This window comes from Billgrantia lactosivorans (genome assembly GCF_003254665.1).
GTDB lineage: Bacteria > Pseudomonadota > Gammaproteobacteria > Pseudomonadales > Halomonadaceae > Halomonas > Halomonas lactosivorans.
Genome location: NZ_QHGY01000001.1, coordinates 1,060,807 through 1,073,738, shown reverse-complemented (window position 1 = coordinate 1,073,738; position 12,932 = coordinate 1,060,807). Strand labels below are relative to the sequence as shown.

The 12,932-nt window shown below is 68.7% G+C and carries 11 protein-coding genes; 6 read left to right on the top strand and 5 right to left on the bottom strand.

The window, feature by feature from the left end:
- Nucleotides 1–16: 16 nt before the first annotated feature.
- Nucleotides 17–2,482, top strand: coding sequence for a DUF1266 domain-containing protein (locus DIS04_RS04780; protein ID WP_111412537.1), 2,466 nt, complete (start codon nt 17–19; stop codon nt 2,480–2,482).
- 316 nt (nt 2,483–2,798) lie between these two features.
- Entirely contained in the window at nt 2,799–3,335 is a 537-nt protein-coding gene (locus DIS04_RS04775; protein ID WP_111412785.1) for a C40 family peptidase, read from the top strand.
- 52 nt (nt 3,336–3,387) lie between these two features.
- Here DIS04_RS04775 and DIS04_RS04770 read toward each other — a convergent pair whose 3' ends face one another.
- A complete protein-coding gene (locus DIS04_RS04770; RefSeq protein ID WP_111412536.1) occupies nt 3,388–4,275 on the bottom strand; it encodes a LysR family transcriptional regulator in 888 nt (295 codons plus the stop codon).
- 110 nt (nt 4,276–4,385) lie between these two features.
- Here DIS04_RS04770 and DIS04_RS04765 point away from each other — a divergent pair, with 110 nt between their 5' ends.
- Nucleotides 4,386–5,588 carry an MFS transporter gene (locus DIS04_RS04765; RefSeq protein WP_111412535.1) on the top strand — a complete coding sequence of 401 codons (1,203 nt, stop codon included), beginning with the start codon at nt 4,386–4,388 and terminating at the stop codon, nt 5,586–5,588.
- Here the strand turns inward: DIS04_RS04765 and msrA are convergent.
- Nucleotides 5,574–6,191, bottom strand: a complete 618-nt coding sequence (gene msrA, locus DIS04_RS04760; RefSeq protein WP_111412534.1) for a peptide-methionine (S)-S-oxide reductase MsrA — start codon at nt 6,189–6,191, stop codon at nt 5,574–5,576. The genes DIS04_RS04765 and msrA overlap by 15 nt on opposite strands.
- 111 nt (nt 6,192–6,302) lie before the next feature.
- Here msrA and DIS04_RS04755 point away from each other — a divergent pair, with 111 nt between their 5' ends.
- Nucleotides 6,303–8,564, top strand: a complete 2,262-nt coding sequence (locus DIS04_RS04755) for an FAD-dependent oxidoreductase (protein ID WP_111412533.1) — start codon at nt 6,303–6,305, stop codon at nt 8,562–8,564.
- Complete coding sequence (locus tag DIS04_RS04750; RefSeq protein WP_111412532.1) at nt 8,557–9,198, top strand: CDP-alcohol phosphatidyltransferase family protein; 642 nt, start codon at nt 8,557–8,559, stop codon at nt 9,196–9,198. The genes DIS04_RS04755 and DIS04_RS04750 overlap by 8 nt, the downstream gene beginning before the upstream one ends.
- Before the next feature lie 61 nt (nt 9,199–9,259).
- Here the strand turns inward: DIS04_RS04750 and DIS04_RS04745 are convergent, their stop codons facing one another.
- Entirely contained in the window at nt 9,260–9,742 is a 483-nt protein-coding gene (locus DIS04_RS04745; RefSeq protein WP_111412531.1) for an FKBP-type peptidyl-prolyl cis-trans isomerase, read from the bottom strand.
- 208 nt (nt 9,743–9,950) lie between these two features.
- On the opposite strand from DIS04_RS04745, the gene DIS04_RS04740 reads away from it, so the two are divergent.
- The gene (locus tag DIS04_RS04740; protein WP_111412530.1) at nt 9,951–10,235 is read left to right on the top strand and encodes a hypothetical protein; all 285 of its coding nucleotides are present in this window, start codon (nt 9,951–9,953) and stop codon (nt 10,233–10,235) included.
- Between the two features lie 114 nt (nt 10,236–10,349).
- On the opposite strand, the gene DIS04_RS04735 is transcribed toward DIS04_RS04740, so the two are convergent.
- Both DIS04_RS04735 and DIS04_RS04730 read right to left on the bottom strand, forming a co-directional pair.
- On the bottom strand, nt 10,350–10,817 hold the full coding sequence (locus DIS04_RS04735; RefSeq protein ID WP_111412529.1) for an outer membrane lipoprotein: 468 nt from the start codon (nt 10,815–10,817) through the stop codon (nt 10,350–10,352).
- 263 nt (nt 10,818–11,080) lie between these two features.
- On the bottom strand, nt 11,081–12,676 hold the full coding sequence (locus DIS04_RS04730; protein ID WP_111412528.1) for an isocitrate lyase: 1,596 nt from the start codon (nt 12,674–12,676) through the stop codon (nt 11,081–11,083).
- Nucleotides 12,677–12,932: the final 256 nt, after the last annotated feature.

Below are 12,932 nucleotides of genomic sequence, written 5' to 3'. Positions count from 1 at the left end.
AACGTCGAGGTGAGCCTTGGTCGATCCCCTTCACGCCTGGTGGGCTCAGCAGCTGGTCCTGTGCGACTGGGCCTTCGAGCCCGAGCCCGATTCGGTCGACGCCAAGGCGGCCAGCGCCAGGCTGCAGGCGCTGGGCGTCGCCGATCGCGGTGAGTTGGGCTGGCGTCTGGTCGAAGCCTTTGGCACCGGTACGGCCGATCCGGCACGCCTGCTGGCGGCACTCGAGCTGCTCGCCCTGGCCGGGTCGGCCGGCTGGCTCGGCGAGCAGCGCCTGCGCAGCTGGCTGGTGCGCCTGACCGACGAGATCACCCGTCAGTACCCCAACCTGGAGAGCTGGCTCGTGGCGCTGCGGCATGCCAAGAGCTCCGAGGGCTGGGTGCGGGGCGACGACGGCTTCTGGGAGGCCTGCGAGGCCTTGGCGGTGCTCGAGCGCGACGGCGAGGGCGTGACCTGGGAGACCCTGAGCGAATGGCTAACGCTGCAGCGCCCGGACAAGTCCCTCTCGCTCTGGCCCGAGGCTGCCGAGGACCAGGGCTGGCGCCTGCGGGCGGCCTTCGCCCCGGTGGTGGAGGCGCCCCCCGGCGAGGTGGACTGGCCCGAGGCGAAGGAGTGGCTGTGGCGCTACTGGCAGATCGACGACCGCACGGGGCTGATCCAGAGCCTGCTGTGGCTGGCCGGGTATGGCCATCGGCAGGGCTGGGATCTCGATGCCACCCGCCTGATGGCGGCGCCGGCCGACGAGCGAAAGGCGTGGCTCGAGGGGCTCTCCGGCGGCGAGCGCGACTATGGCCGGGTGCTGCTGGCCTTCATCGAGCGCGGCGAACCCCTGGAGTGGGCCGCCTGGGACTGGCTGCGGCTGGTCGACCTGGCCTGGGCCGGTGCCTGTGCGGGCTGGCTCGAGGGGAGCGAGGCTCGGGACTTCGCCAGCCACGGCGCCGATCTGGTGCTGCGCCGCTACAGCGACTGGTCGGCGATGGCACGCGCCTATCAGCGCGGCTGCAGCCTGTTCGAGGGTCATGATCGGTTATCCGACATGCAGCGTGACTGGGGGCTGCTGCTGGGCTCGTCCGTCAGCCCCTGGCGTGTCCCGCTGCAGCAACTGATGAGCGAGGAGGAACGGGAGGCATCGCGGCGTGCCATGCGGGCCTGGCGGCACCCGTCGCGACAATGGGTGCTGGCGCTGGCCTCGGTTCGCGAGCCCGAGTTCGGCATGCGCCAGGGGCCGGCGGCGGCGGTCGCCGTCGAGCGGCGCGGCGAGGCCCTGCGCTATCTCGACGAGACCCTCGGGCTGCATCCCGACGAGGGCGTGGAGGCGCTGACCCGCTACTGGCTACCGGCCCAGGCGCACCACCTCAACCAGCTGGCGGCCGATGCCGCCCACGGGGCCCTGCCCGCCGCCAACACCCCGTTCGGGCAGCCCGACGCCGCCGACCTGAGCAGCCTCGTGGCGCTGAAGCAGGCCAGCCGTCATGCGGCCACCATCCACATGGCCGAGAAGTACGCCTTCTATCTCCAGATGGCCATGGACAGCGAGGCGTTCGACGGCGAGGCGCTGGAGGGCCTGGCCGAGGCGCTGCGCGGGACCCTGTGCCGCTTCTACCCCGATGCCCGCCGCCTGCTCGAGGCCTGGGCACAGTGGGAGCGCCTGCTGCCGGAAGGGGAGCACCCGCCGCTGGTCGACGAGATCCGCTGGCACCTGGACGATCCGGGAAGCCCCTTCCACTGGCTCGATTGGCAGGCGTCCCAGTGGCGTGAGCCCGGCCCGCGGCCGACCCTGTCGCGTTTCACCGCCATGGCGCTGGTGGGGCCGCTCAACAGTGCCGCCTGGAGCGAGCCGCACGTGGAGAGCGAGCGGGAAGCGGTGTCGATCCGCGAGTGGATCGACGGGCACTACGGCCTGCATGGCGAGGCCGAGCTTCAGGAGTTCCTCGATTTCCTGCTCGAGGCGGGCGATCGCCAGGAGTACCAGATCAACTACGCGCCCTACACGCTGAACGCGCAGCGGCTGGCGTCGGAAATCGCCATGCTCGAGAGCGGGGAGTGCAGCGAGGAGGATCGCACCCACCTGCTGCGCCTGCAGCGGGTGCGCGACAACACCGATGGCTGCAACGAGCTGGACATGACCGCCTGGGACGTGGCCCAGGCGGTCGACCTGGCCATTGCCGGGCGGCAGCTCGGCTGGCTGGACGGCGCCACCTTCAGTCGTGTGCTGGAGCGTGCCCATGCGCTGGCCGCGGAACACTACGGCAGCTGGGAGGCCTATGCACGGGGCCTCTATGCGGGGTTCTCCTTCTTCATGGGCGAAACGCCCGAGCGCGAGAGCTTCCTCGCCGGCTTTCGCCAGGCCCTGGTCGCCTGGCTCTCCGGCGCGCCGCCGTTGGCCGGCCCCTGGGCGAGCCTGGATTTCCCCGGGGCCAGGCCGCGGCATTGGGCGCCGATGCATATCGACACGCTGCCGGGCGACGTCCGGACGCTGCATTAGACTCGCCCTGGTCAGGAAGAGTGGTTTATAGTCAGCGGGTTTGATGAGATGGCCCCTGTCGGGGCCTGCACGTGGAAACGAATCGCGAGCCGGCGCAAGGCCGCTCTGGCAGTGGTACGGGCACGCAAGGCCAGGCACCACTGCCACAGCGATCCTCTCGGGGCCATCAGGTAGGGCGTGTCGCCCGGCCCGAGATGGCGTACGGCTCAGGGAACGAGGAACTCGCAAGATGTTGGCCACGAGATCGAGTCGTCTGGCTGTGCTCGGTGTGTCGCTGGCGTTGCTGTCCGGGTGTGCTGGGTCGTCGAAGCCGTCGCTGGAAGCTCCGGACGACTACTTCGCCCGCCAGCTGCCCGGCTTGTCGTCTTCTTCCGACCCGCTGATGTCCCCGGTGGACAATCCCATCCTGCGGGTGAGCAGCCTGCACAACCCCTCGCCCGAGCTGGTGCGCGAAGCGCTGCTGGCGCAGCACGAACGCTGGGCCGGCACGCCCTATCGGATCGGCGGCACGGGCCCCGGCGGCATCGACTGTTCGGCGCTGGTGCAGGCCATCTTCAGCGATACCTTCCGCCTGCAGCTGCCGCGCTCCACCGGCGAGCAGGTGCAGCAGGGCACGCAGATCTCCCGCGACCAGCTGCAGGTCGGCGACCTGGTCTTCTTCCGCCCACCGGGGCGCTACGACCACGTGGGCATCTATGTCGGCGATGGCTATTTCCTGCACGCCTCCACGTCGCAGGGAGTGATGCTCTCCGAACTCGACAACAGCTACTGGCAGCGCTACTACTGGCAGGCGCGCCGGACCCTGGAGCCGACCACCCTGGCGCAGCGCCTGGGCAACCCCGGCGAAGGCTGACGCAGGGCGGCGTTCGTCGGGGGGTGGCGCGTGAGGCGCCGGCGTTGCGCCCTCATGACACCTCGCCGTGGGCGGTGACGTAGTCGACGAAGGCGCTCTCGGCCCGCGACAGGTAGGCGTCCCGCGTCCAGGCCAGTGACAGGTCGAGCCAGGCCGGGGCCTCGAAGGAGACCGCGGCCAGCTCCGGCTCGTCCACCACCCGGCGCAGGAAGGTGGTGATGCCGAAACCCTGGCGCACGATCGCCTTGGTCAGCGGGATCAGGTTGGACTGGAAGGCGATGTTGGCGGCAAGACCGGTCTGGCGCGACAGCGCGTCGACGAATTCACGATGGAAGTAGCCATCCTGGAAGAGTACCAGCGGCTCGCGGAAGAACTCCGTGGCGCTCACGTGGCTGCGCTGTGCGAAGGGGTGTGAGCGGGGCACGCAGACCACCATTTCCTCGCGCGTCAGGTGGCGTCGCTCCAGGTGGCGGCTCTGGGCGTCCTCGATCACCACGCCGAGGTCCAGCTCGCCGGCGGCGATCATGTGCTGCAAGCGTCGCGCGCCGCTCTCCACGACGGTCAGCCGGATGCCCGGATGGCGGGCCTTGAAGCCCATCAGCAGCGGCGGGAAGTAGTAGGAACCGAGCATCGAGGGGATGCCGATGCGCACCTCGCCCTTGACCAGTCCGTGGAGTTCGCGCATGGCCAGATGGGCGGCCTCGGCGCGCTCGAGCAGTTCGCGGGCATGGGCCTGAAGCGCCTCGCCCTCGGGCGTCAGGGCGATGCGCCGCTCGTGGCGGTGAAAGAGCGTCAGCTCGAGCTGGCGCTCAAGGTTGGCGATGGTCTGGCTGACGGCGGACTGGGCCACGTGGAGCTCGCGCGCGGCGGCGCTGAAGCCGGCCCGGTCGGCGACCGTGACGAAGACGCGCAGGGCACGCAGGTCGAAGGGGAGGGCCATGGCGCTCCTCGATAAGCTGAGCAGATGGTTGCTATCGTTTAATTCTGTTTGGCTTATCATACGCCATGCCCGATCATGTCCGACAGCCCCATTCCGCTCAGGTAGCCTGCATGATCGTCGCTCGTTCCCGTGCCTGGTGGCGCGCCACCCTGGCGCTCTGCCTCGGCTCCATCCTGGTCTTCGTCAACCTCTATGCGCCGCAGCCGCTGCTGCCCGACCTGCGTCAGGCCTATGGCGTCTCGACGCTGGCCGTGAGCCTGGTCATGTCGGTGGCCACGCTGTCGCTCGCCGCAGCGCTGCTGGTCTTCGGCCCGCTGTCCGACGCCATCGGCCGCGGCGGGATCATGCGCGTGACGCTGCTGCTGGCCGGGCTCTGCTCGCTGACGCTGGCCTTCGCCCCTACCTTCGAGACGCTATTGGCGGTGCGCCTGGTGCAGGGGTTCGTGCTCGGCGGGCTGCCGGCGGTGGCCATTGCCTGGATGGGCGACGAGTTCGATCGCCCGGCCCTCATGGCGGCGGTGGGACTCTACATCGGCGCCAATACCCTGGGCGGCATCGGCGGACGGTTGATCGGCGGCAGCGTCGGCGAGTTCGGCGGCGCCGGGGCCGGGTTCCTGACGGTGGGGCTGGTGACCCTGGCCGGGGTGGCGCTGTTCTGGAGGCTGCTGCCGCCGCCCCGCCAGTTCCGGCCGCGTCGCTTCGAGCTGCGTGGCGCCCTGGCGGACCTGGGCAGCCACCTGCGGCATCCGCCGCTGCTGGCCGCCTACCTGCTCGGCGGCATCAACTTCCTCATCTTCATCAATCAGTACAGCTACATCACCTTCCGCCTGGCGGAGGCGCCGTTCGGGCTGGGGTCCCGCTGGCTCGGCCTGATCTTCCTCACCTACCTGGGCGGCACCCTGAGCTCGTCGCTCTCGGGCCGCCTGACCCGCCACTTCAGCCAGCCCGCCTGCATGGCGCTGGGGGTACTCGTGCTGATGGGCGGCACCCTGATCACCCTGGCGGACTCGCTGGCCTGGATCATCGCCGGGCTGACGGTCAATGCGGTGGGGTTCTTCCTCGCCCACTCCATGGCGTCGAGCTGGGTCGGGCGCCAGGCCCAGCGCGCCCGGGGCAGCGCCTCGGCGCTCTACCTGGTCTTCTACTACCTGGGAGCGAGCCTCGGCAGCCTCTGGCTCGAGCCCTTCTGGCAGCGCGGCGGCTGGCTCGGCGTGGCCATCGGCTCGTGGCTGCTGCTCGGCGTCACCCTCGGCATCGCGTTGCGGCTGTGGCGCGGCGAACGTGCCCAGGGGCAGGCCTCACTGGCCGGCTAGGCCGCCGGCCTCGTCGCCCCAGATCTCCTCCAGGCGCTCCTCGCGACCGCACGCCGACTTGTAGAAGTTGTAGCGCACGGGGTTCTTGCGGTAGTAGTCCTGGTGGTACTCCTCGGCGGGGTAGAACGCCTCGAAGTCGCTGATCTCGGTGGCGATCTCCCTGTCGAAGCGCTCGGCGAGCTCGTTCCGCGTGGCCTCGGCCAGCTCCCGCTCTGCGGCGCCGTCGGTGTAGATCACGCTGCGGTAGCTCTCGCCCTCGTCGCAGAACTGACGGTCGACGGCGAAGGGGTCGACGTTGCGCCAGAACACGTGCAGCAGTTCGGCGTAGTCGACCGCCTCGGGGTCGTACTCCACCCGCACCACTTCGACGTGGCCGGTACCGCCCTTCACCACCTGCTCGTAGCTCGGGTCCTCGACGTGGCCGCCGCTGAAGCCGGAGGTGGTCGTCAGCACCCCCTCGACCTTGTCGAAGGCCTCCTCCACGCACCAGAAGCAGCCGCCGCCGAACACGGCGCTGGCGCTCGTCTCGTCGGCCAGGCCCTTGCCGACGGGCAGTACCAGCAGTAACGGCACCCACGCCAAGACGTTTCGTGATCTGATCATGACGCCCCCCCTCGTTGTGTTGCGTTGCACGCTGTTAGGTTGGAAGCTGTCAGGCGACACAGGTTCCGTATAACCTCTGTTAAATCTGTCCCTCCACTGCGGGAGCCGCCCGTGACGCGTCGTCGCATTCTTCTCGTGCTGGTCCTGGCCGCCATCGTGGCCGCCTATTTTCTCAGCGGTGCCGACGAGGCACTGACGCTGGCCAACCTGCAGGCGGAACAGGCGCGCTTCCAGGCCTGGCTGGCCGATGACCCGTTCACGGTAGCGGGCGGCTTCTTCCTGTTCTACGTCATCATGGCGGCGCTGTCGCTGCCCGGCGCCACCTTGCTGACCCTGCTCGGCGGGGCCCTGTTCGGGTTCGGCTGGGGCCTGCTGCTCATCTCCTTTGCCAGCACCCTGGGGGCGACCCTAGCGGCGCTGATCGCCCGCACCCTGGCTCGAGGGCCGCTGGAGAAACGCTTCGCTCCGCAGCTCGAGCGCATCAATGCCGGTATTCGGCGCGAAGGCGCCTTCTACCTCTTCACCCTGCGCCTGATCCCGCTGTTTCCGTTCTTCGTCATCAACCTGGTGATGGGGCTGACCCGCATGCCGCTGTGGACCTACTACTGGGTCAGCCAACTGGGCATGCTGCCGGGCACGGCAGTGTACGTCTACGCCGGCCGCGAGCTTGGCAGCCTGACCTCGGTGGCGGGCATCCTCTCGCCGGGCCTGATCGGCTCGTTCGTGCTGATCGGCCTGTTTCCATGGCTGGCCCGGGGGCTGGTGGCCATCGCCAAGCGCCGTCGGCTGGCCAGGCGCTTTCAGCGCCCGTCGCGGTTCGACTACGACATCGTGGTGATCGGCGCAGGGGCGGCGGGCCTGGTGGCGAGCTACATCGCCGCGGCGGTGAAGGCACGAGTGGCGCTGGTGGAGCGTGACACCCTCGGTGGCGACTGCCTGAACACCGGCTGCGTGCCGTCCAAGGCGCTGATCCGTGCGGCGCGGGTGGCGGAGGAGATCCGCGGGGCCGGTCGCTACGGCATCCGGGCCGGCGAGCCAGGCGTCGACTTCGCCGCGGTGATGGCGCACGTACGCCGCGCCGTACGCGAGGTGGCGCCCCACGACAGCCGCGAACGCTACGAGGGACTCGGCGTCACGGTACTCGCCGGGGAGGCCCGCCTGCAGGATCCGTGGCGGGTTCGCGTGACGGGCGAGGGGGGCGTGCGCGACCTCACCACCCGGCACGTGATCATCGCCAGTGGCGCAGCGCCGAAGGTGCCGGCGTTGCCCGGTCTCGAGGCCGTCGAGGTGCTCACCTCGGACAACCTGTGGCAGCTCACCGACCTGCCCGAGCGGCTGGTGGTGCTGGGTGGCGGCCCCGTCGGCTGCGAGCTGGGCCAGAGCTTTGCCCGCCTGGGCAGCCGTGTCAGCCTGGTCGAGATGGGCCCGCAGCTGCTGCCCCGCGAGGACCTCGACGCCGCCGAGGCGCTGCGGCTGCAACTCGAACGCGAGGGCATGGCGCTGTGGCTCGATACGCGTGCCGTGCGCATCGTGCCGGGCGAGGGTCACGAGCCCGGTCACGTGCTGGAGGTGGAGCGTCGCCTGGCCTCGGGCCGGTGCGAGACGCTACGGCTGCCCTTCGACCGCCTGCTGGTGGCGGTGGGGCGGCAGGCCCGGGTGGCGGGGATGGGCCTGGAGGCACTGGGGGTGGAGACGCGCGACGACGGGACCCTGGCGGTGGACGAGAGCCTGCAGAGCGTGCTGCCCAACGTCTGGGCCTGTGGCGACGTGGCCGGCCCTTTCCAGTTGACCCACGCCGGCGCGCACCAGGCCTGGCATGCCGCGGTGAATGCGCTGTTCGGCGAAATCAAGCGCTTCCGCGTCAGCTACCGCGCGCTGCCCGCGGTGACCTACACCGAGCCGGAGGTGGCGCGGGTGGGGCTCAGCGAGGGCGAGGCGCGCCGGCGCGGCATCGACTTCGAGGTGACCCGCTATGAACTGGCAGAGCTGGACCGCGCCATTGCCGAGGACCGCACCGGAGGCTTCGTCAAGGTGCTGACGGTACCGGGCAAGGACCGCATCCTCGGCGCGAGCGTGGTAGGGCAGGGGGCCGGCGAGCTGCTGGCCGAGTTCACCCTGGCGATGACCCACGGCATCGGCCTGAACAAGCTGCTGGGAACCGTGCACCCCTATCCCACCTGGTCGGAGGCGACCAAGGCCACCGCGGGGGCGTGGAAGAACGCGCACAAGCCCGAGCGGTTGCTCGGCTGGCTGGCCGGTTACTTCGCCTGGCGCCGGGGGGATTCCGCGGCGGCGAGAGGCGAGACATCACAAGCGACCAAGGGCGAGACATCACAAGCGACCAAGGGCGAGACGAGGAGGCGCGATGCTTGATCGCTGGACCATGCCCCTGAGCCAGGCGCCGCTGAAGCGCATCGCCAGGCGGCTCATGCACTGGGGCGCCCGCCCCGACCAGATCACCCTGGCGGGCTTCGCGATCGGCATGCTCAGCCTGCCGCTGCTGGCCCTGGAGTGGTATGCCGCCGCCTTGGCGGCGATCCTGTGCAACCGCCTGGGCGACGGGGTGGACGGCGCCCTGGCCCGGCTCTCGGGCCAGGCCAGCGATGCGGGCGGCTTTCTCGACATCGGCCTCGACTTCGTCTTCTACGCCGCGGTGGTGCTGGGCTTCGCCCTGGCCGACCCGGGCGCCAATGCGCTGGCGGCCGCCTTCCTGCTGTTCGCCTTCATCGGCACCGGCACCTCGTTCCTGGCCTTCGCCATCATGGCGACGCGCCACGGACTGGAACGGCCACGCTTCCAGCAGAAGGCCTTCTACTACCTGCATGGCCTGACCGAGGGTACCGAGACCATCCTGGCCTTCGTGCTGTTCTGCCTGCTGCCGAATCACTTCGCCGTGCTGGCCACGCTCTTCGCCGTGGCCTGCCTGATCACCACCTTCACCCGGCTGTGGGGGGGCTATCGCACGCTGCGGGGGGTGGACGGGACACCGCGTCCGGGGGGCCGATAGCCGCCATCAACGAAAGGGGCAGCCCTGAGGCTGCCCCTTGGTCCTGCTGGCGTTGTCGCGCTCAGTGCTGGTGGCCGCCTTCGCCATGCACGTGGCCATGCTCGATCTCCTCCTGGCTGGCTTCACGCACCTCGGAGATCTCGACGTCGAAGTTGAGCTTCTGGCCGGCCAGCGGATGGTTGCCGTCGACCGTCACGGTATCGCCTTCGACCTTGGTCACGGTGACCATCAGCGGGCCGCCCTGGGTCTGGGCCTGGAACTGCATGCCGGGCTCGACCGCCTCGACGCCCTGAAAGGCGTCGCGCGGCACTTCCTGCACGAGCTGCGGTTGCACCTCACCGTAACCCTCCTCCGGCGAGACGGTCACGTTGAGCTTCTCGCCGGCTTCACGGCCTTCGAGCTGCTTCTCGAGCCCGGGAATGATGTTGCCGGCGCCGTGGAGATAGGTCAGCGGCTGGCGGCCTTCCGAGCTGTCCAGCACTTCACCTGCATCGTTGGTCAGGGTGTAGTGGAACGCGACAACGGAATTCTGCGCAATCTGCATTGATGAACCTTTCGGTGAGTGCATGTAGACACCATGGTAACGTGCGATATCGGGGCTGTCAGGGGGGATGCGCTTTTTTCAGCTTGACGAGGCTCGTCCTGAGTCGCATTCACGCCTTTTGGCGCGGTTGCGCCCCCGGTGCCCCGCGGCTACCCTAGCGGGATTCCTTTCCTGTCATACGAACCAACCCCTTGCCTGGAGCGAGCCCATGACCGAAATCGTGATCTGGCTGATTGCCTTCGCCCTGATTCTCTATTTCAGCCTCAAGCGCTGGGAAACCTCCGTGAGTGCCGGGCTGAACAAGGTGATGCCGCGCGCGATCAAGAGCGACGACGACAATCGTTGGGTGTGGAGCCTGGCGCTCGCGGTGCTGGGGGCCACCACCCTGGTGCGTCCCATCGACATGCTGCTGACCGCGATCGTCATCGGCGTGCTGGCGCTGGTGGCCAGGAAGGTGGCCGGCTGGGCCATGGGCAAGGCCAACTTCCACTGAGGCGGTGCGTGCGCCTCGAGCGGCGGCCGACAAGCGAGAGGGCCCGCAGCCTGGCTGCGGGCCCTCTCGCATTTTCCGCGACGGGGGTCGCTCGCGACCCTCGTTCAGGCGGGTTCAGTAAGGCGCCACGCTGACGTTGGCGCCGCTGCCGATCATGCGCACGCGCTGGCCGACCTGGTAGGGGCGATCGGCCTTCTGCACGATGACCACGTTCTGGCCGTCGTCGCGGCGGATCTCCATCTCCCAGGCGCGCACGCGGTTGGCCGACTCCTCGGCGGCGCTACCCGCCACGGCGCCGCCGATGACGCCCGCGGCGGTGGCCAGCTGACGGCCCGAGCCGCCGCCCACCTGGTTGCCGAGCAGGCCGCCGATCACGGCGCCGCCACCGGTGCCGATGATGCCGCCCATGCGGCTGTCGGCCTGGATCTGCACCTGGCGCAGCGCCGTGATGGTGCCGAAGGTCACCGTCTGGGCGGTCTGGGCCTGGCTGCCACGGTAGACGTCGCCGCCCATGGTCGAGGTATTGGCGCAGCCGGCCAGGGTCAGCATGCCGAGGGCCAATACGGGGAGAACGCGCTTCATGAACACCTCCTGGGGCAAGCCGATGCCGGGAATCGCCGTTGCCATATCTAGGGAAACACTGTTTGCTAACTAGCTTAACCACTCGTCCATCGTTTGACCAGCGCGTCGGTGCGCGAGTGCCGCAAGGCGGGGCCGCAAAGCGGGCAAAGAATGAGGAAATGCCCGGCGAGGGGCGGCGTATGGGAATGGTGGTCGGCACACCATGAAAAAAGGGAGGCGCAAGGCCTCCCAAGGGTTCCAGTCGTTCTACCGTGTCGCCATGCTCAGCCGAACTGGTTCATGGTGTTGTCCTTGCCACCGGCCTTGAGTGCCGCTTCGCCGTGGAAGAACTCCTTGTGGTCGTCGCCGATGTTGGAGCCGGCCATGTCCTGGTGCTTGACGGTGGCGATGCCTTCGCGGATCTCGCGGCGCTGCACGCCCGCCACGTAGGCCAGCATGCCCTCGTCGCCGAAGTAGCCCTTGGCCAGGTTGTCGGTGGACAGCGCGGCGGTGTGGTAGGTCGGCAGCGTGATCAGGTGATGGAAGATGCCGGCCTCGCGCGAGGCGTCGCGCTGGAAGTTGCGCGTCCACTCGTCGGCCAGCTTGCCAAGCGGGGTGCCGTCGTACTCCTCGCTCATCAGCTTGCTGCGGTCGTAGGCGGAGACGTCCTTGCCTTCCTTCTCCCAGGCGTCGAACACCTGCTGGCGGAAGTTCAGGGTCCAGTTGAACGAGGGCGAGTTGTTGTAGACCAGCTTGGCGTCCGGCACCACGTCGCGGATGCGGTTGACCATGCTGGCGATCTGGCCGACATGGGGCTTCTCGGTCTCGATCCACAGCAGGTCGGCGCCGTTCTGCAGGCTGGTGATGCAGTCCAGTACCACGCGGTCCTCGCCGGTACCCGGCTTGAACTGATAGAGGCCCGAGGCCAGGCGCTTGACCTTGACCAGCTTGCCGTTCTGCTTGATCACCACGTCGCCGTTGTCGATGTCGGAGGCGGAGGTGATCTCGTCGCCGTCGAGGAAGCTGTTGTACTGGTCGCCCAGGTCGCCCGGCTCCTTGGTCACGGCGATCTTCTGGGTCAGGCCGGCGCCGAGGGAGTCGGTGCGGGCGACGATCACGCCGTCTTCCACGCCCAGCTCGAGGAAGGCGTAGCGCACGGCATTGATCTTGGCCAGGAAGTCCTCGTGGGGCACGGTGACCTTGCCGTCCTGGTGGCCGCACTGCTTCTCGTCGGAGACCTGGTTCTCGAGCTGGATGCAGCAGGCGCCCGCTTCGATCATCTTCTTGGCCAGCAGGTAGGTGGCCTCGGCGTTGCCGAAACCGGCATCGATGTCGGCGATGATCGGCACCACGTGGGTCTCGTGGTTGTCGATCTTGGCGATCAGCTCGTCGGCCTTGGCCTGGTCGCCGGCCTGCTGGGCGGCTTCCAGGTCACGGAACAGGTGGTTGAGCTCCCAGGCGTCGGCCTGGCGCAGGAAGGTGTAGAGCTCCTCGATCAGGCTCGGCACGCTGGTCTTCTCGTGCATGGACTGGTCGGGCAGCGGGCCGAACTCGGAGCGCAGCGCGGCGACCATCCAGCCCGAGAGGTAGAGGTAGCGGCGCTTGGTGGTGCCGAAGTGCTTCTTGATCGAAATCAGCTTCTGCTGGCCGATGAAGCCGTGCCAGCAACCCAGCGACTGGGTGTACTGGGCGCTGTCGGCGTCATAGGCGGCCATGTCCTCGCGCATGATCCTGGCGGTGTAGCGGGCGATGTCCAGACCGGTCTTGAAGCGGTTCTGGGCGCGCATGCGGGCGGCATTCTCGGGGCTGATGCTGGCCCACTTGCCCTGCTGGGCCTCGCGCAGTTGAGCCAGTGCCTTGATGTCGTCTTTGTATGACATGGTGCCATCCTTTCCGATCTGAGGGGGTGTCGTCGGCCTCGATCGCCATGCGGTGGCGCTCGCTGCCTCGTGGTCGCTCGTCTTCTGCATCTGCCGGTGGTCGCCGGAATCATGCTGCAACTGCGAAGTCGTATTCAGATTCAACCACCAGGGGTGAGATGTCTCTACGGCCTTGGTCGAACCTGTGCCGGCGCTTGACCTCGCTCGGGTCGGGCGGTTTTGCCGCCGTGACCGAACAGGCGTTTTAACGCGGTCA

What these genes read in the sequence shown, in the direction of transcription:
- DIS04_RS04730 (WP_111412528.1), bottom strand. Translation starts at nt 12,676, where the DNA reads ATGTCATACAAAGACGACATCAAGGCACTGGCTCAACTGCGCGAGGCC.
- DIS04_RS04735 (WP_111412529.1), bottom strand. Translation starts at nt 10,817, where the DNA reads ATGAAGCGCGTTCTCCCCGTATTGGCCCTCGGCATGCTGACCCTGGCC.
- DIS04_RS04745 (WP_111412531.1), bottom strand. Translation starts at nt 9,742, where the DNA reads ATGCAGATTGCGCAGAATTCCGTTGTCGCGTTCCACTACACCCTGACC.
- msrA (WP_111412534.1), bottom strand. Translation starts at nt 6,191, where the DNA reads ATGATCAGATCACGAAACGTCTTGGCGTGGGTGCCGTTACTGCTGGTA.
- DIS04_RS04750 (WP_111412532.1), top strand. Translation starts at nt 8,557, where the DNA reads ATGCTTGATCGCTGGACCATGCCCCTGAGCCAGGCGCCGCTGAAGCGC.
- DIS04_RS04765 (WP_111412535.1), top strand. Translation starts at nt 4,386, where the DNA reads ATGATCGTCGCTCGTTCCCGTGCCTGGTGGCGCGCCACCCTGGCGCTC.
- DIS04_RS04770 (WP_111412536.1), bottom strand. Translation starts at nt 4,275, where the DNA reads ATGGCCCTCCCCTTCGACCTGCGTGCCCTGCGCGTCTTCGTCACGGTC.
- DIS04_RS04740 (WP_111412530.1), top strand. Translation starts at nt 9,951, where the DNA reads ATGACCGAAATCGTGATCTGGCTGATTGCCTTCGCCCTGATTCTCTAT.